This window comes from bacterium (assembly GCA_035549195.1).
Taxonomy (GTDB): domain Bacteria; phylum Oederibacteriota; class Muellerivitia; order Muellerivitales; family Muellerivitaceae; genus DASZRK01.
On sequence record DASZRK010000055.1, the window covers coordinates 42,298 to 61,089 of the forward strand.

The window sequence follows — 18,792 nt, forward strand, 5'->3', positions numbered from 1 at the left end:
CTCCTTGGCTGGATGGTCGATAGGCTGGAGGAAGGGCCTATGATAAACCTGGGCCGAAGAGGCCAGTGTAAATAAACCGGCAAAAATACATCCTTATATAAGGGGAACCATGGCTTCCGCATTGACGCACGCTTTCGTTGGGTCCGTGATGGGGAAGATCATCCGTGGAAAGGACCGGATGCCACGGCGATTTTGGATCGGCCTGGCTTTAACGGCCGCTCTACCCGACCTGGATGTGGTCTCATTTCATCTGGGGATCCCCTATGAAAGCCCCTGGGGACACCGGGGATTCACCCATTCCCTGGTCTTCGCCGCTTTCCTGGGATGGCTGACCCTCGAACTGTTACGGCTGGGGGAAAAGCGTTTTTCGAGGAACTGGTGGATGCTGTGGGCCTGTTTTTTCCTGGCGACCGCCTCCCATGGGCTCCTGGACGCCATGACCAATGGCGGTATGGGCATCGCCTTCTTTTGGCCCTTTCGTAACGCCCGCTATTTCCTGCCCTGGCGGCCCATCCTTGTCTCGCCGGTCGCGTTCCAAGCTTTCTTCCACCATCGCGCCTTCGCGATCCTGAAAAGCGAGTTCCTGTGGGTCTGGATCCCGGTGGTCCTGCTTTGGGTTCTCTCCGCCATTCTTCGCCGGGTCTTGGGGAGTGAAAGGCCGAAATGACGCCGGTGGGGCCATTGCTAATCACGGCCTTTTTCCCTTAAACTTGAATCGCATCGTCGTAAGCATCAGTGGCGGTGTGTTGTCATCGGTGGTGGGCCTTTTCAAGTCGGCATCCCGGTAACAGGAACGCGACGGTGGGAAGCCTCGGGGCCGGTGGGACGCAAAGGATGCGGAAAGCGTAGGGCTCGAAAGATGCCACAGGGGCGCGTGAAGTGGTTCAACGCGGGCAAGGGCTACGGGTTCATCGAACAGGAGGGCGGGGAAGACGTGTTCGTTCACTTCTCGGCCATCCAGGGGGATGGGTTCAAGACCTTGACGGCGGGACAGGAAGTGACCTTCGAGATCGTGCAGGGCGCGAAGGGGAAGCAAGCCGCGAACGTAACCAAGACGGGGGCTTAACCGACACCAACCCAAAGGCCTTCCCAGCGATGGGAAGGCCTTTTTTGTTTGGATCCACTGGGAAGCATGGCCATGAAAAAAAAGAAGAACATCCAAACCTTTGAGACCGTCGCGCCCGGTGGCGCCGCCCAGGACGGCGCCAAGATCGACGTGCTGGCCTTCGGGGCCCATCCCGACGATGTCGAGATCGCCATGGGCGGCACGATCCTTTCCCTGAAGGACCGGGGCGCCCGGGTGGTCGTCTGCCACCTGACCGATGGGGAACCGACCCCCTATGGGAACCACAAGCTCCGTTTGAAGGAAGCGGAAGCCGCCGCCCGGGTCCTGGGACTGGACGATCACCTGATCCTTCCGCTCAAGAACCGTGAACTGCAGGACACGATCCCGGCCCGCCGCAAGGTGGCCGAGGTCATGCGCCGATACCGGCCCGCCATGGTCTTTGCCCCCTATTGGGTGGACGCCCATCCGGACCATTGGGGCGGCAGCCGACTGGTGGAAGCGGCCCGCTTCTGGGCCAAACTGGTCAAGACCGACATGAAAGGGGATCCTTGGTATCCCCCGAAGTTCTATTACCACCTTTGTTCGCACCTGCGCCCGAACGTCCAGCCGGCCTTCATCGTGGATACGACCGGTTTCCAGGACCGAAAGGTCCGGGCGGTCTCCTGCTACGAGAGCCAGTTCATCAAGAAGCCCGGGAGCCGGGCCCTGGAGTTCATCGGGGTGGCGAACCGCTATTGGGGGTCCATGATCGGGAGGGAAACGGGCGAACCCTTCTTTTCAAAGGAAAATATCGGGGTGAACGATCCGAGGATATTGCTTTAGGGCCGGCTTAGATCCGGCGGTTCTTCTGGCGTTTGATCGGTGCCAAGGCGAGCCCCACCATCCAGAAGCCCGACATCCCCAAAAAAGCCAGGCCGTCCAGGACCAGCGTCCCCAGCATGTTCTTGATCTTGCGGCCCATGACGAACCTCCTTCACTTTTTCAGACGGGCCAACATCCCCATTGGTTCAAGGTGCATAACCGATGCCAAGTGGCCCGGTCGGGCCGGGAAGAAAAGTATACGGCCGTATACTTTTTTCTTGACGGGGCATTGGGCGGCTTTTAGGATGTGCCGCGTAGGCCTCCTACCCCGTAGGACCTACCCCGCCTTCCTGCCAAGGAAGGTGACACCCACTACGAACCGCGTAAAAGCACGAAAAACCCGTCAAACGGGCTATAAATCAAGGAGCGATGAAATGGCGAGCGAGAAACAAAAGGCGTTGGATAACGCGATCCTGCAGATCGAGAAGGACCACGGCAAGGGCGCGATCATGAAACTGGGGGAGGCCAAGGTCCAGGACGTGAAGTCCATCTCCACGGGGGCCATCTCGGTCGATATCGCCACCGGCATCGGGGGGGTTCCCCGGGGCCGCATCGTTGAGATCTATGGACCGGAATCCTCCGGTAAGACCACCCTCACCCTCCATATCGTCGCCGAGTGTCAAAAAGCGGGCGGGACCGCCGTGTTTATTGACGCGGAACATGCCATGGACCCGGTCTATGCCAAGAAACTGGGGGTGAACGTGGATGAACTGCTCATCTCCCAGCCTGATTCGGCCGAAGAAGCCCTCCAGATCGCCGATACCCTCATCCGTTCCGGGGCCATCGACGTCATCGTCATCGACTCCGTGGCCGCCTTGGCCCCCAGGGCCGAGTTGGAAGGCGAGATGGGCGATGCCCACGTGGGGCTCCAGGCCCGCTTGATGAGCCAGGCCCTGCGTAAATTGACGGCTTTGCTCTCGAAATCCAACACCAGCGCCCTTTTCATCAACCAGATCCGCGAGAAGATCGGGGTCATGTTCGGGAATCCGGAGACCACCCCAGGGGGACGGGCCTTGAAGTTCTACTCCTCCATGCGGCTGGATGTGCGCCGGGTCGAGGCCATCAAGAGCGGGGACCAGAACATCGGGAACAAGGTGAAGGTCAAGGTGGTCAAGAACAAGACGGCCCAGCCTTTCCGGGAGGGTTTCGTCGACATCATCTTCGGGGAAGGCATCTCCAAGGAAGGTTCGCTCATCGATGTGGGCGTGGAAATGGGCATCGTGGACAAGAGCGGGACTTGGTTGAGCTTCGGGGAGACCAAGATCGGCCAGGGCCGGGACGCCGGCAAGGCTTTCTTGAAGGAACACACCGATGTCGCCGCCCAGATCGAGAAGAGGATCAAGGAAAAGGTCGGGCTGATCCCGGCGCCGGCCCAGGCACCCGCCAAGCCTTCGGCGACGGGCTCCGCCCCTGCGGCGGCTTCGGCGGACAAGCCGGTGGCCGCGCCCACGCCCTTGAAGCCCGAACTTAAGAAGGATGCCGGACTGGTCCTGACCGAGAAGGCCAAAGTCGCCTTGCGCAAGTGAGGTGGATCGATGGAAACCTATCGTCCGACCTATCGGAACGGCCAGTGGGTCGTGGTTGACTCGAACGGCGACGTGGTCGCCCTGTGCGAGAGCCAATCCGATTCGTTGGTCCAGGCGAACAGCCTGAACGGCTACTGACGAGTCGTTCTTTTGAAAAGGGGGCCTTTGGCCCCTTTTTTCATTTCATGGACCTGTCAAACACTGCCGGTTGCCTTAAAATGGCCCCCATCTCCAAAAGGGAAGGCCCATGACCCAGAAACCCATGAACAAGTTCCTGAAGATCATCCTGTGGATCATCGGCGGTTTTGTCGGCCTGGTGGTCCTGCTCCTGGCCGCTGCCGCCATCATCATCCCGATCAAATATCCGCCCGAGAAGTTGAAGGCCATGGCCACGGAGAAGCTCACCGAGACCCTTCATCACCAGGTCGCCGTCAAGGACGTTCGATTCAACATCCTCAGCGGCTTCAAAATCCAAGGCTTGAAAGTGGCGAACCGGGCGGGTTGGGACCCGACCCCGATCGTGGACGCCAAGGAGATCTCCATCTCCTATCAGTTGTTCCCCCTGCTTTGGGGCCAAGTGAAACTGGACGAGGTGGTGTTGGACCGCCCCGAGATCTTCATCGAGCGCCGGGGGATGGATTCCTTCAATTTTTCCGACATGACGGCCTCCACTTCTTCGGCCGTTCCGGCGGCCGCCCCCGCGGCCCAAGCGTCCGTCGCGGCCAAAAAGCCGGCCGCTAAGCCCAAGGCCAAGCCGAAACCGAAGAGCAAAAAGAAGGCGAAGCCCCACGCCGGATTGCCTTCCGAGACCCGCCCGGATGCTTTCGGGTCCTTGTTCGTCGCTTCCGCCTACGCCGATGACGGGACGGCTTCGAAGCCCGCGGACAAGGCTTCCAAGACCACCCTCCTGCTCACGGTGGGGAACGCCAAGATCGTGCACGGGAAGATGACCTACCTGGACCGCTCCGTGAACCCGCCTCAAAAGTACCTTTTGAGCGATCTGAACCTCCATATCGAGAACATCTCGATGGTCGGTGGAAAGTCCAATTTCACCATGAGCACCCCGGTGGAAGCCAATAACCAGAAGTATCAGTTCTCGCTCAAGGGGACCTACCGGTTCTTGATGGCCAGTTCGATGATCAAGGACATGGACATCGAAGGGATCTTGAACGACTCCCACAGCTTCCAGGTGAAGGGCGACCTGTCCTATGGGGATGGTATCGCCCCCAAATTGGATGGGGACGCCAGTCTCGACAGCCTGAAATTGGTGGATCTCATCCCCCGGAACCTGGCCAAGATGCCCCAGGGCCTGGTCTTAAAGGGACCCGCCCGGGTCGATTTCCACTTGGAAGGGAACACCAAGGCCGGTTTGGAATTGGACGGGTCCGCCGATGGCTCGAGCCTGGCGATCCAGTTCAAGGACTATTTCATCAAGACCGACAAGACCACCTGCAAGGTGGAGTTCAAGAGCTTGAACCGCATGGCCCAGGGGATCTATGACATCCCTTCGTTCAAGATCCATTACCAGGATTGGGATGTGAACGGTTCCTTCCATTACCAAAGCAATGGGCTTTATTCCGGCTCGGTCCATTCCAAGTCCTTGCCTTTCCAGGGGCTGCCGGGGATGTTCCCGAAATTGAAGAACACCACCGTGAACGGTTCGGGGGCCATGGACATCGATTTTTCCCAGGTCCTGGGAAAGCCCGAGTCCCTGAAGGTGAACGGGCTGGTGTCCTTGAAGGGGGTCGGGATCATCCTGCCGAAACAAGAACCCTATTTGGAGGACATCACGGGGCCGATCTACCTGAACGGGCAGGTCCTCCGGGTGCCCAAGGCGACCTTCAAATCCTTTGACGGGACGGGAGCCGCGGGGGTCACTTGGAACTACGTCAACGATGGTTATACGTACGGATTCGTCCTGAAGGATGTGAGCGCCCAGAAAGCCATCGATGCCAGCATCGACGCCTATGTGACCACCAAGGACTTCACCGACTATAAGGACAAGCTCCTGGGAAACCTCAACCTGTCCTATGCCGGTTCGGGAAGGGGATTCGGCGGCGACCAGATGATCGCCTCGGCCCTGGGGAACGGGAGCTATACGCTCGACCACGCCAAGGTCAAGGACCTTGCCCTGGTCAAGGCCATCAACAAGTACTTCAAGGACTCGAGCAACGAGATCGCCTTCGATCAGATCAAGGGTGTCCTGGTGATGAAGAACAAGGTCTTCACTTACACGGCGGATACGAACGGGAAGGTGGGCGCGGTCCGGGAAAGGGGCGGCATCAACGTGGCGGAGATGGTCTATGCCCCCGACATGACGGTCCAGGCCGATGTGAAGAAGGACTTCCTGAATTCGGACGCGGTCCTGGCCGGACTCCCGGGGGAAGTGAGGGGGCTGGTCAAGAACGTGGATTGGTTCGCGGACGGGAACGGGAACATCCCCATCGATTTCAAGTTCACCGGGCCGGTCAAACAGAACAATTACGCCTATGACTGGGACCGGCTGAAGAAGAACGTCGGGGACCATGCGGCCCAGGAGGCCAAAAAGGCCGTTGGCGACGCGGCGAAGCCCGTGCTCAACGATATCGGCAATAAATTAAAAGGATTGTTCGGCAAATAAGTCCCAAGAAATTCGTTCGGAAGCGATCGGGGCGGGGCGAAAGCCCCGCTCTTTTTTTATATAAGGAGAACCATGTTCGACCTCTTTTTCGCCTATGTTTACAAGTTCCTGCACCGTTACCTGGGTGTCCGCCGGCCCCTTTCCCACCGGGAAAAGACCCTGGCCTGGATGTTCAGCCTCTACGACTTCAATTACACCCTTTCGAGCGTCTTCCTGACGGTCTTTCTCTTCAAGAAGGACCATGACCTTCAGGTGCCGGTGTTCTTCTACCTGGCCCAATTCCTGGTGATCGTCCCGGCCTTCTGGGTGGGCGGACACCTTTCCAAGCGCTGGGGGAACCTGACCTCCTATCAACTGGGCTTTTTCTTCAGCGCGACCGTTTATGGCGCCACCCTGATCCTCCGGGAGAACGCCGCCGATCATCCCTTTCTCTTGGGGACCCTGGCGGGCACGGGGATCGGGTTCTATTTCCTGGGAGAGCATTCCCTGACCCTGGAGGAAACGAGCGAGAGGACGCGGGATTATTTCCTTTCGCTGACGACCTTCTTCACTTCGGTCCTTTGCATCCTGGCCCCGCAGATCTCGGGTTGGCTGATCGTTTCCTTCGGCAACCCCGCCAGGCCCGGCGGAAGCTCCTTGATCGGTTATTACTTTGTCTTCGCCATCGCCCTGGCCCTTTATTTAGTGCTTTTCTTCAAGAGTTTCCAATTCAAGGCCCATCCCACGGGGAAAGGGTTCGACTTCTGGCGGATCCTGACCATGCCCAATACAGGGGACTGGAAACGCCTCATGTGGTCGCAGGTCTTCCTGGGTTTGAGGAACGGGGCCTTCTGGTTTCTGGTACCTCTGCTCGTTTACCAGGTCTCCAAGAACGAGGCGGTGGTGGGGGGCTACAGCACCTTTGCCAACCTCCTGGGCGTCCTCACCTCTTATGGATTGTCCCTTTGGGCCAAGGCCGAGAACCGGCGGCAAGGACTTTGGGTCTCGTCGTTGCTTTTGGGTTTCGCTTCCGTGGGGCTGGCCCTCAAGGTCGCCTATTTCACCCTCTTCCTTTACGCCATCCTGGCCATGATCGGCGGCACCTGGCTCCAAGTGGTCTTCGGGGCCTTTTCCTTCAACATCCTTGAGAGGGCGAAGGAGGGAAAAAAGCACCGGATCGAATACCTGGCCGTCCGTGAAGTGCCTTTGGCCGTCGGCCGCCTGCTGAGCCTGGTCGGGCTCTACCTGGGCCAAGCCCACTTCGGGGAGTTGGGCCTTCGCCTGGCGGTGTTGGTCCTCGGGTTCTCCCACATGGGGATCCTCTGGCTGTTCCCCGGGGAGAAGTCCGCGGAAATACGCGCCCGGGAACGGAAAAGAGCTTAAACTGGACGGCGAAAAGGAGCTTCCGTGATCTACGCGATCGGTGACATCCATGGTTGCCTGAAGGCCTTGAAGGAGCTGGTGGCCCAACTGCCCCTGAAGGAAGGGGATGAGGTCGTCTTCCTGGGCGACTATATCGACCGGGGCCTCGACAGCAAGGGCGTCCTGGATTTCCTCCTGCAGAACCAAAAGCCCGGATGGCATTTCCTTCGGGGGAACCATGAGCAAATGCTCCTGGATTGGCTGGGGACGCCCAATCCGCTCGCGGCGGCCAATTGGCTCTTGAACGGCGGCCATGCGACCCTGCAATCCTACGTGCCGAAGGAAAAGCTGGACGAGGTCCGGGGCGAGGGAGCCCATATCCTGCTCCAATCCTACATTCCCCACACCCATGTGGAGTTCCTGAACGCGCTCCCCCTGACCCTGGACCGCCCGGAAGCCTTCTTTTGCCACGCGGGGATCAACCTGGATAATCCCTTGGACGCTCAGGATCCGGACGATCTCCTGTGGATCCGCCGCAAGTTCATCCAAGACCCTCGGCCCACCCCGAAGCTCATTGTCCATGGGCACACGCCCATCCAGGAAGTGGACCTAGCCCGCGACCGGATCAACCTGGACACGGGTTGCGTCTATGGCAACCGCTTGACCGCCCTGGCCCTCCCTGAGAAGCGGCTTTATCAAGTGGGGTTCTCCCAGGAGTGACCCGCCTGGAATTTTCATCCTTTTAACAGACCCTTATCCCCGGTTCCGGGAAGAATACCTGCCGTTCCCGATGGAGGGACCATGAAAGAACATTTCCGGATGAAGGATGGGACCGTCCAAGGCGGGGATGCGGACGGATCCAACATCACGGTCTATACCATCCCCGACGAGGCGGAGCGGGAGGAACTGCTGCAACTCCTCCATTGTGACCGGCATGTGTTGGAATCGGGGCTGGATCCGGACGAGATCTCCCGCCTGGAGATCCTCAGGGACGGGCTTTTTGTTGTCTGGAAGAGGCCCAACAACACCTCCTTCGCCGAACAGTTCAAGCTCGAGGTCTCCTCGATCGGGCTTTTTCTCCAGAAAGAAAGCCTGACCGTCATCCTGGCCGAGGGGGTCGTCCCCTTCGCCGAGAAGGAGTTCCAGGGGGTCGCCTCGCTCCCGGACGTGATGCTGCGCATCCTCCAGCACACCATCCACCATTTCCTGGGTCACCTGAAGGCCATCAAGATGCTGACGTCGGAGATCCAGGCCAAATTGAACGCTTCCATGGGCAACCAATACCTCCTGCAGATGTTCACCCTGGGCGAGAACCTCATCTATTACCTGGATGCCCTGGAGGCCAACGCGGCCGTCCTGGCGAAACTGCATAAGGACGGTGAAAAGTGCGGTTTCAGCCGTTCCGAATTGGCGGTGATGGAGGATGTGATGATCGAGCATCATCAATGTTGCAAACAGGCGGAGATCTATTCGAACGTCCTCTCCGGCCTGATGGATACCCGGGCCAGCATCATCAACAACAACATGAACACCTTGCTGAAGAACCTGACCGTCATCAGCATCGTTTTCCTTCCCCTGAACCTGGTAGCGGGGATCGGGGGCATGTCCGAGTTCAGCCAATGGACCCATGGGGTGGATTGGCGCATTTCCTACGGGCTGGTCCTTTTGGCGATGTGGATCGGGGGATGGGTCCTGTGGCGTTTTTTGATGCGCAACATCCGTTGAGGGACCCTAGCGCCGGGTCGGTTCTTCCGACTTCCGGAAGGAACGTTCGAACGAGGCGGAGGCCCGTTGAAGGGCCATCTCGGCATGGACGCCCTCCGCTTGGGCCAGGCGGGTAAAGGCGAGCAGGAATTCACCGGCGGCCCTTTCTTTTCCCCGTCTTCCGGCCTTGAGGCTCTTTTGCAGGCCCTGCCAGGCCTTGGCCGCCTGTTTTTCCAGGTCCTTCTTATCCGTTGCTTTTTGCCCCTTGTTGATCTTCTCGAACATCCGCTGGGTCCTCAGCAGGGACGGGAGGGACTTGGGGAGGCCGTCCAAGGCCGATCTCCGCTCGGGTTTTTCCTGCCGTTTCAATTCTTCCCATTTACGGTTGATGTCGGAGATCCTGCGGCTGGATTTCCCGAAGACGTGGGGATGGCGGCGGATGAGCTTGTCGCCGATACCCTTGGCCACCTCCTGGAGGTCGAAACGGCCCTTTTCCTTGGCCATTTGGGCGTGGAAGACGACCTGCAACAAGAGGTCCCCCAGTTCTTCCTGGAGGGCCTTGGGATCGTCCATGTCGATGGCGTCCAGGACCTCGTGGGCCTCTTCCAATAGGTAAGGTTTCAGGGTGCGGTGGGTCTGGCGGCGGTCCCAGGGGCAGCCGTTCCTGGATCGGAGCCGGGTCATGATATTTTCAAGACGGCGCAGATAATCCATGCTTGCCTCCGGGGTGGGTGGAATTTACCATGCCTGGCGTCGGGAAAACCATCCCCAACAAGGGCGGAGGCGGACATTGGATCTGTCTTTCTGGACCGAACGGTTGATGAAGGTCCCCGGAGCCCAGGGGACCAAGGCGCACCTCTTGGCGCAGGGCCACACCGAACAGGAGGCGACCTTCGGCGGGGCCATCGTCGGGGCCCTGGGGATCTTCCTGGGCGTCATCCTTTTCAATTCCTTCATTTATGGGATCATCCGCGGGTTCTTCGACCAGGCCTGGGCCTATTGCCTGGAGAACCCGGTGGAAGCCACCTTGGCGGGGATCTTCGCCACCCTTCTCTTCCTGGCGGTCCTCTTCAAATGGATGGGCCATAGCTCCCAAAAGAAGATCGAGTCGGCCCAGCAAACCCGCCGGGACCGTCACCGCATGGAGGAGAAACGGGACTACCTGCGCAAGGGGGCCATGGGGAACTTCGAGGAGATATTCCGCTACTTCCTCAAGGAAACACGGCCCGACCTCGAGGTGAAGACCTGCCACGTGGTGGACAACATCCCGCGGATCCTGTTCCTGGCCCGGCGGTTCAACACCGAACTGGGCGGTGACGTGGGGAAGAACTACAACCTTTTTCGCGACGCCCTCTTCCAGGATACCTTGGACCTTCTCGGGGCCGCTTTCGACCTGGCCGAGAACATTCCCGCGGTCATCGTGGACGCCCAAATGAACTTCATCAGCGGTAAGGCCAAGTATTACGAGGGATCGGTCCTGAGCGTGAAGGCCCAGCGGGACGTCTTCCTCCACGCCCGGGGCAAGAAAACGGCCCCCTTCAAGGCCCTGACCTCCTTTGACCTACGCTACAACGACGGTATGGAGGTCAAGTCCATCCCCCAGGAGGAAAGCAAGCAGGCCCGGGTCCTGGAAAGGATCAAGGAGAACGCGCCCAGGTTGAACGTGCGTTATGAGGCGCCCAAGGCCAAGGCCGATGACGGGTGGGAGAAGCCCAAGGAGATCGCCGAGCCCGAGGTCATCCAGGAGACGACCCGGGGGAAGGAAATGAGCGCGCTGTCCCTGTCCCAATTCCAGGACCTGGTCCTCGGCGTCCTGGCCAAAATGAGCTTCGCGGTCCAAAAGGTGAAGAAGGTGCCCGGCGGGACGCTCCAGATCCAGGTGGATTTCGCCCATCCGGTGGTGGGGGGCAGTTTCCTGGTCCTGGCCCGCCAATATCCGGAGACCGCTCCGGTGCACGCCGACCTCATCCGGGAACTGGACGAAGTCACCCGCGAGGAGGCGTGCAAACGAGGCATCTATATCGTGACCGGGCGCTATACCGAGGAGGCCCGCAACATCACCCGGAAGATGGCGGTGGACCTGGTGGACGGGGCCCGGTTGGAGGAACTCGTCGCGGGCCCGCCCTATGACGGACGCTGGACCTTCCGGATCGTGGATGAGAAGGGGGTGGTCCAGGACCTGTCCCGGATGCCCCTCTTGAGCTTCGAGAAGGAAACGGACCTTTTCTTGAAAAGCATGGGGTTCCGCGTGGAGAAGATCCGGCGCCAGCCGGGAGGGTCCGTCGTGGCCGTGGCCCAATATCCCCACCCGGTGGTCGGGGGCAAGTTCTGCGTGATGGCCAAGCAATTCCAGGCGAGCGAGACCGTTTCCCCGGAGTTCGTCAGCGAGATGAGCCATGTGATGAAGGCGGAGTTCTGCGACCGGGGCTTGTTGATGGTGACGACGGCCATCGGCCAGGAGGCCCGGGCCTTGGCCCGTTTCTCGAACGTGGACCTGGTGGACCGGAACACCTGGGAGAACCTGCGGCGCCAGATCTGACGGTCCTCCGGGGCCGGGACGCGAGAGCGAACACCACGGTAAATTTAGGGAAGGCGAAAAGGCCAGTCCCTTGACAGGACCCCGAAGTCAAAGTATCAGTATCCCAAGTGAATTTTCCACAGGAGGATCCCCTTGCCCCGTAAGCGTGGTCATGAGGATGACGAAGATCTCGTCGAGGACGATCTGGAGGATGATGACGATCAGGTCGAGGACGATGAGGATGATGAAGAGGATGACGACGACGATGACACCATCGACCTGGACCAGGCGGAGGAAGAGGAAAAAGAGGACGAGGACGATTCCGACGATGATGACGAGGACGGCGAGTCCGTGGACACGATCGAGCGCCGCCGGCTCTTCCAGAACGAGGCCGAGGAGCTCCTGGAGAACATGACCCTGGAGGACGTGCGGGAGGTCCTCCGGGAGAACGAGCTGGATGAGAGCCAGGCCCAACGCCTGCGCAAGCTCCTGAACGAGGTGGTGGACGAGGGGGAGGTCGTTTCCATGGACGAAGCCTGGGAAGAGGCCTTGGAGCGTTTGGAGGAGGAATGAAGTTCCGCATGGGCCCGGAGGCGACCCCTCCGGGCTTTTTTTATTTCGGGTCCCTTCGGCCCCTTTGGGGCCTGTGTTACACTCTAGCCCCATGATCCAACGTTATTTCCAAGACATGCGCTCCCTTTGGCTCGATCCTTCCGGATTTTTCGCCCGTTCCCCGGAACGCTTGAACGAGAAGGAGGCGTTCCGTTTCGCCAACCTGACGGGCCTGGCCATCGCGCTGGAGCTGGGGCTGGTGGAGATCCTTTCCGGGAGCTCCTGGATGAACGTGGTCCTGGTGACCCTGGTCATGTTCCTGGCCTTGCCCTTCCTCGTGAACGCCTGGATCTATCTTTGGGACGGTTTCCTGCGGCTTTGCGCTTTCCTGCTGGGGGAGAAGGTCCCCTTCACGGAGACCCGCTCCGTGGTGGCCTATTCGCTGGGCGGGTTCCTTTTCGTCGGCATCGGTTTCGGGGTCGGGAAGTGGTTGGCGCTGGCGACCTTCCTTTTCCAGGTCCTGGGACTGGAGAAAAGCCTGAAATGCTCCCGTTGGACCGCGGGCGTTTTGGTCCTTTTTCCCCTATCCCTGGTCCTGGTGTTGGTGGTCTTCACCCTTTTCATGTTCAAGGTCTTCCAATGAGCCCCCGGGCCCGCCGCGCTTCGACCCGGCCCCCCGCGCCTGTTCCCTCGGCGGGAGGATCGATCACCGAATACCGGCTGGTCTGGTACCTGCTCTCTTTCTGCGTGCCCTTCGCCGGGATCCTGGTGGCCCTTTTCCTTTACGACCGGGACGAAAAGGAGGTCCGGCGCATCGGCCGGAACTGCCTCCTGATCGGTTTCGTGTTCTGGGTCCTTTTGCCCCTCTTGGTCGGGTTCCTCCTGGTGGTCATCGCGCTCTTTTCCATGGCGGGATGGGTCTCGGACGTGATGGACGCGGCGGATTAAGCCTTTCCTCGGGCGTTCCTGGAGGCTCCTTTGAAGACCCTTCTGATCAGCGGCGGGACCAGGGGCATCGGACTCGCCATCGCCCGCGCTTTCCTCCGGAAGGGCTGGGCCCTCTCGACCTGCTACCATTCGGATGAGGTTTCCGCCCAAGCGGCGGCCGTGGAATTCACCGCCCTGGGGGGCGATTTCCAGGTCGTCAAGGCCGACATGGGAAAGGAAGCCGAGGTCCGGGCCTGGGTCGCCGGCGCCCTGGAACGTTGGGGCCGCCTGGATTGCGTCCTTCACAATGCCGGGGCCACCTGGAACGCCCGCCTTCTGAACGTGGAAGAAACCGAATGGAAGGCCACCATGGATGTCCATCTCAAGGGGGCCTACCTGATGACCCAAGCCGCCTTGAAGCCCATGCTCAAACAGAAGGACGGCCACTTCATCTTCATTTCCTCCATCGTGGCGACCACCGGCAATATCGGCCAGGGGGCCTATACGGCGGCCAAAGCGGGCATGCTGGGTTTTGCCCGGAGCCTGGCCCAGGAATATGGGGGAAGGAACCTGCGGGCCAACGTGGTCTTTCCGGGTTTCCACAAGACCCGGATCGCGGACAACCTTTCCCCGGAGGCCGAGGAGGCCATCCGCCAGCGGCACCTTTTGGGGCGAACGGCGGACCTGGGCGAGGTGGCGGAGTTCGTGACCTGGCTTGCGGGGACGAAGAACATCTCGGGCCAGGTCTTCAACCTGGATTCCCGCCTGCCCGGCTGGCTTTGATGCCCGAACCCATCGTGGTGACGGGATGGGGCGCGGTGACCCCCTTGGGGCCCGATTCCCAGAGGACTTGGGAGGGTCTTTGGTCCGAGGAGAAACCCTACCGTCGTTTGAAGGGCGGCGAGTGGGACGCCTTCGAGGAGCCCAAGGCGGCCTATGCCATCGAAGGATGGACGCCTGACAAGCTGCTGTCCCGGGATCGTTCCCTGAAACTTGCCTATGTTTGTTCGGAGGAAGCCTGGAAGATGGCGGGTCTCTACAAAGTCGCGCCGGGACGTATCGCGACCACTTTTTCCTCGAGCAAAGGGGGAGTCCTCAGCCTCCTGGCCGCCGCAGGGGACCCGCCTCCCGAATGGGATTTCCTCAGCGACTTTTTTCCCCATGCCAGCGGCAAGCTCCTGAGGGAAAGGTTCGGTTTCGCCGGACCTTCCCTGTCCGTGACCTCGGCCTGTTCCACGGGGATCGGGAGCATCGCCATGGGCGCGCGTCTTTTGGAGGACGGGGACTGCGACGCGGTCCTGACCGGGACGACCGAATCCTCCATCCACCCCCTGATCTACGCAGGTTTCCAGAACATGGGGGTCCTGAGCCGCAGGGATGAGGGGCCGGCGCCCTTCGATAGGGCCAGGGATGGTTTCCGCATGGGCGAAGGCGCCGCCATGCTGGTCCTGGAAAGGGAGCGGACGGCGAGGAAAAGGAAGGCGAAAGTGCTGGCCAGGCTTTCGGGATGGGCCTTGGGCGCCGACGCCCATGGGATGCTGGAAATGGAACCCAAAGGGGATACCATCATTCCCTTGGTCCTGCGCGCCTTGGATCGGGCGGGCCTCCAACCCTCCGATATAGGCTATATCAATGCCCATGGCACGGGGACGCGTTTGAACGACCTGGTCGAAAGCCGGGCCTTGAAACGGGTTTTTGGGGAGGACGGCCCTTGGGTCAGTTCCACCAAAGGGGCCACGGGCCATCTCTTGGGCGCGGCGGGCAGCGTGGAGGCGGTCCTGGCCGCCATGGTGCTGGAAAAGGGACGGGTGCCCGATACGAGGAACCTCCAGGACCCGGACCCTGAATGCCATTTGCGCCATGTTCCCAAAGGGGGCGTGGAAGAGAAATTGGACCATGTCATGTCCCTTTCTTATGGGTTCGGGGGGCAATTGGGGGCTGTGATCTTTTCCAGGGCCTGAAAGGTTTTCGGTGAAAATAAGAACGGCACAACTCGAGGACAGTTCATTGCTGGCTTTGATGAATCGCCGTCTCATCCGGGACTCGGGGCATCGTAATTCCATGAATGCCGCTCAATTGAACCGCCGAATGCGGGGGTGGCTTCGGGGCGAATATAAGGGGTGTGTTTTTGAAGAAGCCGGGTCTGCGCTTGGATATTGCATTTACCGCAAGGAAAAGGAATTCCTTTATATCCGTCAGTTCTATATCGAGCCCGCACACCGGAGGAAAGGATTGGGGTTGCGGGCCTTGAGGGTTCTTCGGAAGACGGTCTGGAAAAAGTACCCCCTCCTTCGGATGGATGTGTTGGTCGATAACGGGCCGGGGGTCCGCTTTTGGCGGGCGGCAGGTTTCCGCGATTACTGCTTAACTTTGGAGAGTGATAATCGATGAATTGGCTCGATGAAATGCATGAGGAACTGCATGTCCTGGACCACCAGGGACTCCTGCGCCGCCTAAGGGTGGTCGACCCCCTGGGAGGGATGCGCGCTTCGGTGGACCATAAGGACGTGACCCTCTTTTGCACGAACAATTATCTGGGGCTGGCGGACCATCCCAAGGTCTTGGAGCGGGCGCAGAAGGCCCTTTTGCGATATGGCGCCGGCGCCCAGGCTTCCCGTTTGGTGTCCGGACACTTCCCGGTCCACATGCAGTTGGAGGAGATCACGGCCTTGTTCAAGGGGACCGAAGCGTGCCTGGCCTTTCCGACGGGCTATATGGCGAACTTGGCGGCGGTCTCCGCCCTGGTAGGGGAAGAGGACGCCATCCTTTGTGACCGCCTGAACCACGCCAGCCTCATCGATGCTTGCCGCATGACCAAGGCCAAGTTCATGGTCTATGAGCACCTGAACCTGGACGACCTGAAGAAGCAACTGGGAAAAACCGCCGGTTTCCGCCGACGGCTCATCGTTACCGATGGTCTTTTCAGCATGGACGGGGACTTGGTCCCCTTGAAGAAGGTCATGGACCTGGCCCATGAGCAGGATGCCATGGTGATGGTGGATGACGCCCATGGGACGGGGGTCCTGGGGCCCGGTGGACAGGGGATCGTCCATCATTTCCCGCTGAAATACCAACCGGATGCGGTGGTGGGGACCTATAGCAAGGCTTTGGGGAGCGTGGGCGGGTTCGTTGGTGGTCCCAAGATCCTCATTGAATATCTGTTGAACAAGGCGAGGACCTTCATTTATACGACCGGTCTTCCCCCGGCGTCCTGCGGGGCTTCCTTAGGAGCCTTGGAGGTCCTTCAACAGGAACCCCAGCGAGTGGAAAAGCTCTGGGAAAATGGGAAGCGTATCCGGGAGGGGTTACGGGCCTTGGGCTTTGACATTCCCCGGGGCGCGGGACCCATCCTGCCCATCGTGGTGGGGGAGAACGAAGAAGCGGTGAAGATGTCGGCCAAGCTAGTGGAGGAAGGCATTCTCGTGGTCGCCATCCGTCCGCCCACGGTCCCCAAGGGGACGGCCCGTCTTCGTTTGTCGGTCTCGGCGGCCCATACGGATGCCGATATCGAAAAGCTTTTGGATGCCTTCCGGAAGCTATGATGAGACCCTTATGAAACAACTATTCGTCGTAGGGACGGACACGGGTGTGGGCAAAACCCTCGTTGCGGCGGGATTGGCCCGGATGCTGGCCAACCGAGGTGTGAAGGTGGGCGTGATGAAGCCCATTGCCTCGGGTGGTGACCCCAGTGAGGACGGTCTTCTTCTGCGGAAAGCGGCCAGGCTTCCCAAATCCGCCTATCCCGAGATCGTTCCGGTCCATTTCAAACAACCCTTGGCTCCCTATACGGCTTCCTGGAAGGAAGGAAAAGCCGATCTTAAGAGGATCGAAGCGGCCTACCGCCAAGCCAAGATGAAATATGAATTCTTGATCGTGGAAGGCATCGGCGGGGTATTGGTCCCCATTACGAAGGATTTCCTGGCCATTGACTGGCTGGTGAAGTGGAAGATCCCGGCTTTGGTCGTGGCCCGCGCGGGGTTGGGGACCTTGAATCACACCCTTTTGACGGTGGAAGCGTTGAGGGAACGTAAGGTGAAGGTCTTGGGAGTGGTGGTCAATGGGTATAAAGGAAAGGAACTTTCGGAAAAAACCAATGTCCAGGCCTTGCGGCAACTCCTTGGCGCCCCGGTCCATGGGCCGCTTCGATATAACAAGATCTACGAGAACGATCTGGATCGCTTGGCTAAAGATTTGAGCAAGATCGGGATGGTCATTTAAACTGAGTTCGCTTCGCCGTGAACGACCGCCTATTCGGCGGCACTCCTCGCAATGACGGAAAAATGGACCACCGAACACTTTCCCGAAAAGATAAAAAATACCTCTGGCATCCCTTTACCCAGCAACAGGAATGGGAAAGGGACCCGGATATCACCATCCTCACCCGGGGCAAAGGAACTTATCTTTACGATGCCAAGGGAAGGCGATACCTGGACGGCGTCTCATCCCTCTGGTGCAACGTCCATGGTCACCAAGTGCCTGTCATCGACCGGGCCATCCAACGCCAACTAAAAAAAATAGCCCACTCCACCCTGCTCGGCGCTTCCAACGAGCCGGCCATCCTGCTGGCGGAAAAACTCGTTCAAATGGCGCCCAGGGGACTGACCCGGGTCTTCTATTCCGATTCCGGTTCCGAGGCCAACGAGATCGCCATGAAGATGGCTTTCCAGTACTGGCAACAGGCCCGTCCGACCCCCGCTGGTCCGGGGCGGACGGGACGCCGTTCAAAAAAGGACCTGTTCCTGACGGTTCGAGAGGGCTATCACGGGGACACGGTGGGGTCGGTCAGCCTGGGAGGGATCGACCTTTTCCATGGCATCTTTGGACCGCTCCTTTTTAAGACGCTCAAGGTCAAAAGTCCCCATGAATACCCGAGCCGCCACGTTTCGAACGAGGATTGGTTGAAGGATTGTGTCCGGGAAGCGGAAGGCGTTTTCCGGAAATATGGGTCCCGGTTGGCGGCGGTCCATATGGAGCCGCTCATCGAAGGGGCGGGAGGGATGCTGCTCCATCCCTGGGGTTACCTGAAGGCCATCCGCCGTCTTTGCGACCGCCATGACGTGCTCCTGATCCTGGACGAGGTGGCGACCGGCTTTGGACGCACGGGAACGATGTTCGCCTGCGACCAGGAGAATGTCCGGCCCGATATCCTTTGCCTGGCCAAGAACCTGACCGGAGGTTACTTGCCGGTGGCGGCGACCCTGACCTCGGAAAAGGTCTACCGGGCGTTCCTCGGCAAATTCGAGTCGGGACGGACCTTCTATCATGGCCATACCTTCACGGGGAACCAGTTGGGTTGCGCGGCGGCCTTGGCGAACGTGGGCCTTTATGAGCGCAAAGGCTTCATGGCTTCCGTGGCGCGAAAGGCCGGGCTGCTCCAGGACTGGGTGGCGTCCCTGGAGGATCATCCCCATGTGGGCGAGGTCCGATTGAGGGGGCTGATGGGTGGCATCGAGCTGGTGAAGGACAAGAAGAAGGGAATCCCGTACCCATATGCCTTGAAGATGGGTCATCGCGTTTGCGCCGAAGCCAAGAAGCGAGGGGTGCTCCTGCGGCCCTTGGGGAATGTCATCGTCCTGATGCCGCCTTTGGCCATATCCGAAACCGACCTGAAGCGGTTGATCAAGGTCATTACGGAAAGCATCGAAACGGCGACCCAGGTTCGCTTTTAAAAGCCCCT

General features: G+C 59.8%; 21 protein-coding genes. 19 read left to right on the forward strand and 2 right to left on the reverse strand.

What is annotated here, in order from left to right:
* Nucleotides 1-109 precede the first annotated feature (109 nt).
* From VHE12_10225 to bshB1, 3 genes are all read left to right on the forward strand, one after another.
* Nucleotides 110-667 carry a metal-dependent hydrolase gene (locus VHE12_10225; protein ID HVZ81151.1) on the forward strand — a complete coding sequence of 186 codons (558 nt, stop codon included), beginning with the start codon at nucleotides 110-112 and terminating at the stop codon, nucleotides 665-667.
* 192 nt (nucleotides 668-859) lie between these two features.
* Nucleotides 860-1,066, forward strand: a complete 207-nt coding sequence (locus VHE12_10230) for a cold shock domain-containing protein (protein HVZ81152.1) — start codon at nucleotides 860-862, stop codon at nucleotides 1,064-1,066.
* Nucleotides 1,067-1,138: 72 nt separating this feature from the next.
* Nucleotides 1,139-1,888, forward strand: coding sequence for a bacillithiol biosynthesis deacetylase BshB1 (gene bshB1, locus VHE12_10235; GenBank protein ID HVZ81153.1), 750 nt, complete (start codon nucleotides 1,139-1,141; stop codon nucleotides 1,886-1,888).
* A gap of 7 nt (nucleotides 1,889-1,895) precedes the next feature.
* On the opposite strand, the gene VHE12_10240 is transcribed toward bshB1, so the two are convergent.
* Nucleotides 1,896-2,027, reverse strand: coding sequence for a hypothetical protein (locus tag VHE12_10240; protein HVZ81154.1), 132 nt, complete (start codon nucleotides 2,025-2,027; stop codon nucleotides 1,896-1,898).
* Nucleotides 2,028-2,301: 274 nt separating this feature from the next.
* Here VHE12_10240 and recA point away from each other — a divergent pair, with 274 nt between their 5' ends.
* From recA to VHE12_10270, 6 genes are all read left to right on the forward strand, one after another.
* A complete protein-coding gene (recA, locus tag VHE12_10245) occupies nucleotides 2,302-3,453 on the forward strand; it encodes a recombinase RecA (protein ID HVZ81155.1) in 1,152 nt (383 codons plus the stop codon).
* A gap of 9 nt (nucleotides 3,454-3,462) precedes the next feature.
* Nucleotides 3,463-3,591, forward strand: a complete 129-nt coding sequence (locus tag VHE12_10250; protein HVZ81156.1) for a hypothetical protein — start codon at nucleotides 3,463-3,465, stop codon at nucleotides 3,589-3,591.
* Nucleotides 3,592-3,700: 109 nt separating this feature from the next.
* On the forward strand, nucleotides 3,701-6,073 hold the full coding sequence (locus tag VHE12_10255; GenBank protein ID HVZ81157.1) for an AsmA family protein: 2,373 nt from the start codon (nucleotides 3,701-3,703) through the stop codon (nucleotides 6,071-6,073).
* A 72-nt stretch (nucleotides 6,074-6,145) separates the two neighbouring features.
* A complete protein-coding gene (locus VHE12_10260) occupies nucleotides 6,146-7,435 on the forward strand; it encodes a hypothetical protein (protein HVZ81158.1) in 1,290 nt (429 codons plus the stop codon).
* Between the two features lie 24 nt (nucleotides 7,436-7,459).
* Nucleotides 7,460-8,134 carry a metallophosphoesterase family protein gene (locus tag VHE12_10265; GenBank protein ID HVZ81159.1) on the forward strand — a complete coding sequence of 225 codons (675 nt, stop codon included), beginning with the start codon at nucleotides 7,460-7,462 and terminating at the stop codon, nucleotides 8,132-8,134.
* A gap of 81 nt (nucleotides 8,135-8,215) precedes the next feature.
* Nucleotides 8,216-9,139: a magnesium transporter CorA family protein gene (locus tag VHE12_10270; GenBank protein ID HVZ81160.1), complete on the forward strand. Its 924-nt coding sequence runs from the start codon at nucleotides 8,216-8,218 to the stop codon at nucleotides 9,137-9,139.
* A 6-nt stretch (nucleotides 9,140-9,145) separates the two neighbouring features.
* Here VHE12_10270 and mazG read toward each other — a convergent pair whose 3' ends face one another.
* Complete coding sequence (gene mazG, locus VHE12_10275) at nucleotides 9,146-9,832, reverse strand: nucleoside triphosphate pyrophosphohydrolase (GenBank protein HVZ81161.1); 687 nt, start codon at nucleotides 9,830-9,832, stop codon at nucleotides 9,146-9,148.
* Between the two features lie 76 nt (nucleotides 9,833-9,908).
* Between mazG and VHE12_10280 the strand changes: the two genes are divergently transcribed.
* The 10 genes from VHE12_10280 (at nucleotide 9,909) to bioA (ending at nucleotide 18,784) form a co-directional block, all read left to right on the forward strand.
* Complete coding sequence (locus tag VHE12_10280; GenBank protein HVZ81162.1) at nucleotides 9,909-11,657, forward strand: restriction endonuclease; 1,749 nt, start codon at nucleotides 9,909-9,911, stop codon at nucleotides 11,655-11,657.
* 132 nt (nucleotides 11,658-11,789) lie between these two features.
* A complete protein-coding gene (locus VHE12_10285) occupies nucleotides 11,790-12,209 on the forward strand; it encodes a hypothetical protein (protein HVZ81163.1) in 420 nt (139 codons plus the stop codon).
* Between the two features lie 91 nt (nucleotides 12,210-12,300).
* On the forward strand, nucleotides 12,301-12,831 hold the full coding sequence (locus VHE12_10290; GenBank protein HVZ81164.1) for a hypothetical protein: 531 nt from the start codon (nucleotides 12,301-12,303) through the stop codon (nucleotides 12,829-12,831).
* Complete coding sequence (locus tag VHE12_10295; protein ID HVZ81165.1) at nucleotides 12,828-13,136, forward strand: hypothetical protein; 309 nt, start codon at nucleotides 12,828-12,830, stop codon at nucleotides 13,134-13,136. The genes VHE12_10290 and VHE12_10295 overlap by 4 nt, the downstream gene beginning before the upstream one ends.
* Before the next feature lie 30 nt (nucleotides 13,137-13,166).
* Entirely contained in the window at nucleotides 13,167-13,898 is a 732-nt protein-coding gene (locus tag VHE12_10300) for an SDR family oxidoreductase (GenBank protein HVZ81166.1), read from the forward strand.
* Nucleotides 13,898-15,076 carry a beta-ketoacyl-[acyl-carrier-protein] synthase family protein gene (locus VHE12_10305; GenBank protein ID HVZ81167.1) on the forward strand — a complete coding sequence of 393 codons (1,179 nt, stop codon included), beginning with the start codon at nucleotides 13,898-13,900 and terminating at the stop codon, nucleotides 15,074-15,076. The genes VHE12_10300 and VHE12_10305 overlap by 1 nt, the downstream gene beginning before the upstream one ends.
* Nucleotides 15,077-15,176: 100 nt before the next feature.
* Nucleotides 15,177-15,506 carry a GNAT family N-acetyltransferase gene (locus VHE12_10310; protein HVZ81168.1) on the forward strand — a complete coding sequence of 110 codons (330 nt, stop codon included), beginning with the start codon at nucleotides 15,177-15,179 and terminating at the stop codon, nucleotides 15,504-15,506.
* Nucleotides 15,503-16,657, forward strand: a complete 1,155-nt coding sequence (bioF, locus tag VHE12_10315) for an 8-amino-7-oxononanoate synthase (protein HVZ81169.1) — start codon at nucleotides 15,503-15,505, stop codon at nucleotides 16,655-16,657. The genes VHE12_10310 and bioF overlap by 4 nt, the downstream gene beginning before the upstream one ends.
* A 10-nt stretch (nucleotides 16,658-16,667) precedes the next feature.
* On the forward strand, nucleotides 16,668-17,333 hold the full coding sequence (gene bioD, locus VHE12_10320) for a dethiobiotin synthase (GenBank protein ID HVZ81170.1): 666 nt from the start codon (nucleotides 16,668-16,670) through the stop codon (nucleotides 17,331-17,333).
* 62 nt (nucleotides 17,334-17,395) lie between these two features.
* Nucleotides 17,396-18,784 carry an adenosylmethionine--8-amino-7-oxononanoate transaminase gene (gene bioA, locus VHE12_10325; GenBank protein HVZ81171.1) on the forward strand — a complete coding sequence of 463 codons (1,389 nt, stop codon included), beginning with the start codon at nucleotides 17,396-17,398 and terminating at the stop codon, nucleotides 18,782-18,784.
* Nucleotides 18,785-18,792: the final 8 nt, after the last annotated feature.

Excerpts from the sequence above, each read along its gene's own strand:
- bioD (HVZ81170.1), top strand. The coding sequence starts at position 16,668 with ATGAAACAACTATTCGTCGTAGGGACGGACACGGGTGTGGGCAAAACC.
- VHE12_10255 (HVZ81157.1), top strand. The coding sequence starts at position 3,701 with ATGACCCAGAAACCCATGAACAAGTTCCTGAAGATCATCCTGTGGATC.
- VHE12_10310 (HVZ81168.1), top strand. The coding sequence starts at position 15,177 with ATGAATGCCGCTCAATTGAACCGCCGAATGCGGGGGTGGCTTCGGGGC.
- bioF (HVZ81169.1), top strand. The coding sequence starts at position 15,503 with ATGAATTGGCTCGATGAAATGCATGAGGAACTGCATGTCCTGGACCAC.
- VHE12_10260 (HVZ81158.1), top strand. The coding sequence starts at position 6,146 with ATGTTCGACCTCTTTTTCGCCTATGTTTACAAGTTCCTGCACCGTTAC.
- VHE12_10305 (HVZ81167.1), top strand. The coding sequence starts at position 13,898 with ATGCCCGAACCCATCGTGGTGACGGGATGGGGCGCGGTGACCCCCTTG.
- VHE12_10270 (HVZ81160.1), top strand. The coding sequence starts at position 8,216 with ATGAAAGAACATTTCCGGATGAAGGATGGGACCGTCCAAGGCGGGGAT.
- VHE12_10290 (HVZ81164.1), top strand. The coding sequence starts at position 12,301 with ATGATCCAACGTTATTTCCAAGACATGCGCTCCCTTTGGCTCGATCCT.
- VHE12_10240 (HVZ81154.1), bottom strand. The coding sequence starts at position 2,027 with ATGGGCCGCAAGATCAAGAACATGCTGGGGACGCTGGTCCTGGACGGC.
- VHE12_10225 (HVZ81151.1), top strand. The coding sequence starts at position 110 with ATGGCTTCCGCATTGACGCACGCTTTCGTTGGGTCCGTGATGGGGAAG.
- bshB1 (HVZ81153.1), top strand. The coding sequence starts at position 1,139 with ATGAAAAAAAAGAAGAACATCCAAACCTTTGAGACCGTCGCGCCCGGT.
- VHE12_10230 (HVZ81152.1), top strand. The coding sequence starts at position 860 with ATGCCACAGGGGCGCGTGAAGTGGTTCAACGCGGGCAAGGGCTACGGG.
- VHE12_10250 (HVZ81156.1), top strand. The coding sequence starts at position 3,463 with ATGGAAACCTATCGTCCGACCTATCGGAACGGCCAGTGGGTCGTGGTT.
- bioA (HVZ81171.1), top strand. The coding sequence starts at position 17,396 with ATGGACCACCGAACACTTTCCCGAAAAGATAAAAAATACCTCTGGCAT.
- recA (HVZ81155.1), top strand. The coding sequence starts at position 2,302 with ATGGCGAGCGAGAAACAAAAGGCGTTGGATAACGCGATCCTGCAGATC.
- VHE12_10295 (HVZ81165.1), top strand. The coding sequence starts at position 12,828 with ATGAGCCCCCGGGCCCGCCGCGCTTCGACCCGGCCCCCCGCGCCTGTT.
- mazG (HVZ81161.1), bottom strand. The coding sequence starts at position 9,832 with ATGGATTATCTGCGCCGTCTTGAAAATATCATGACCCGGCTCCGATCC.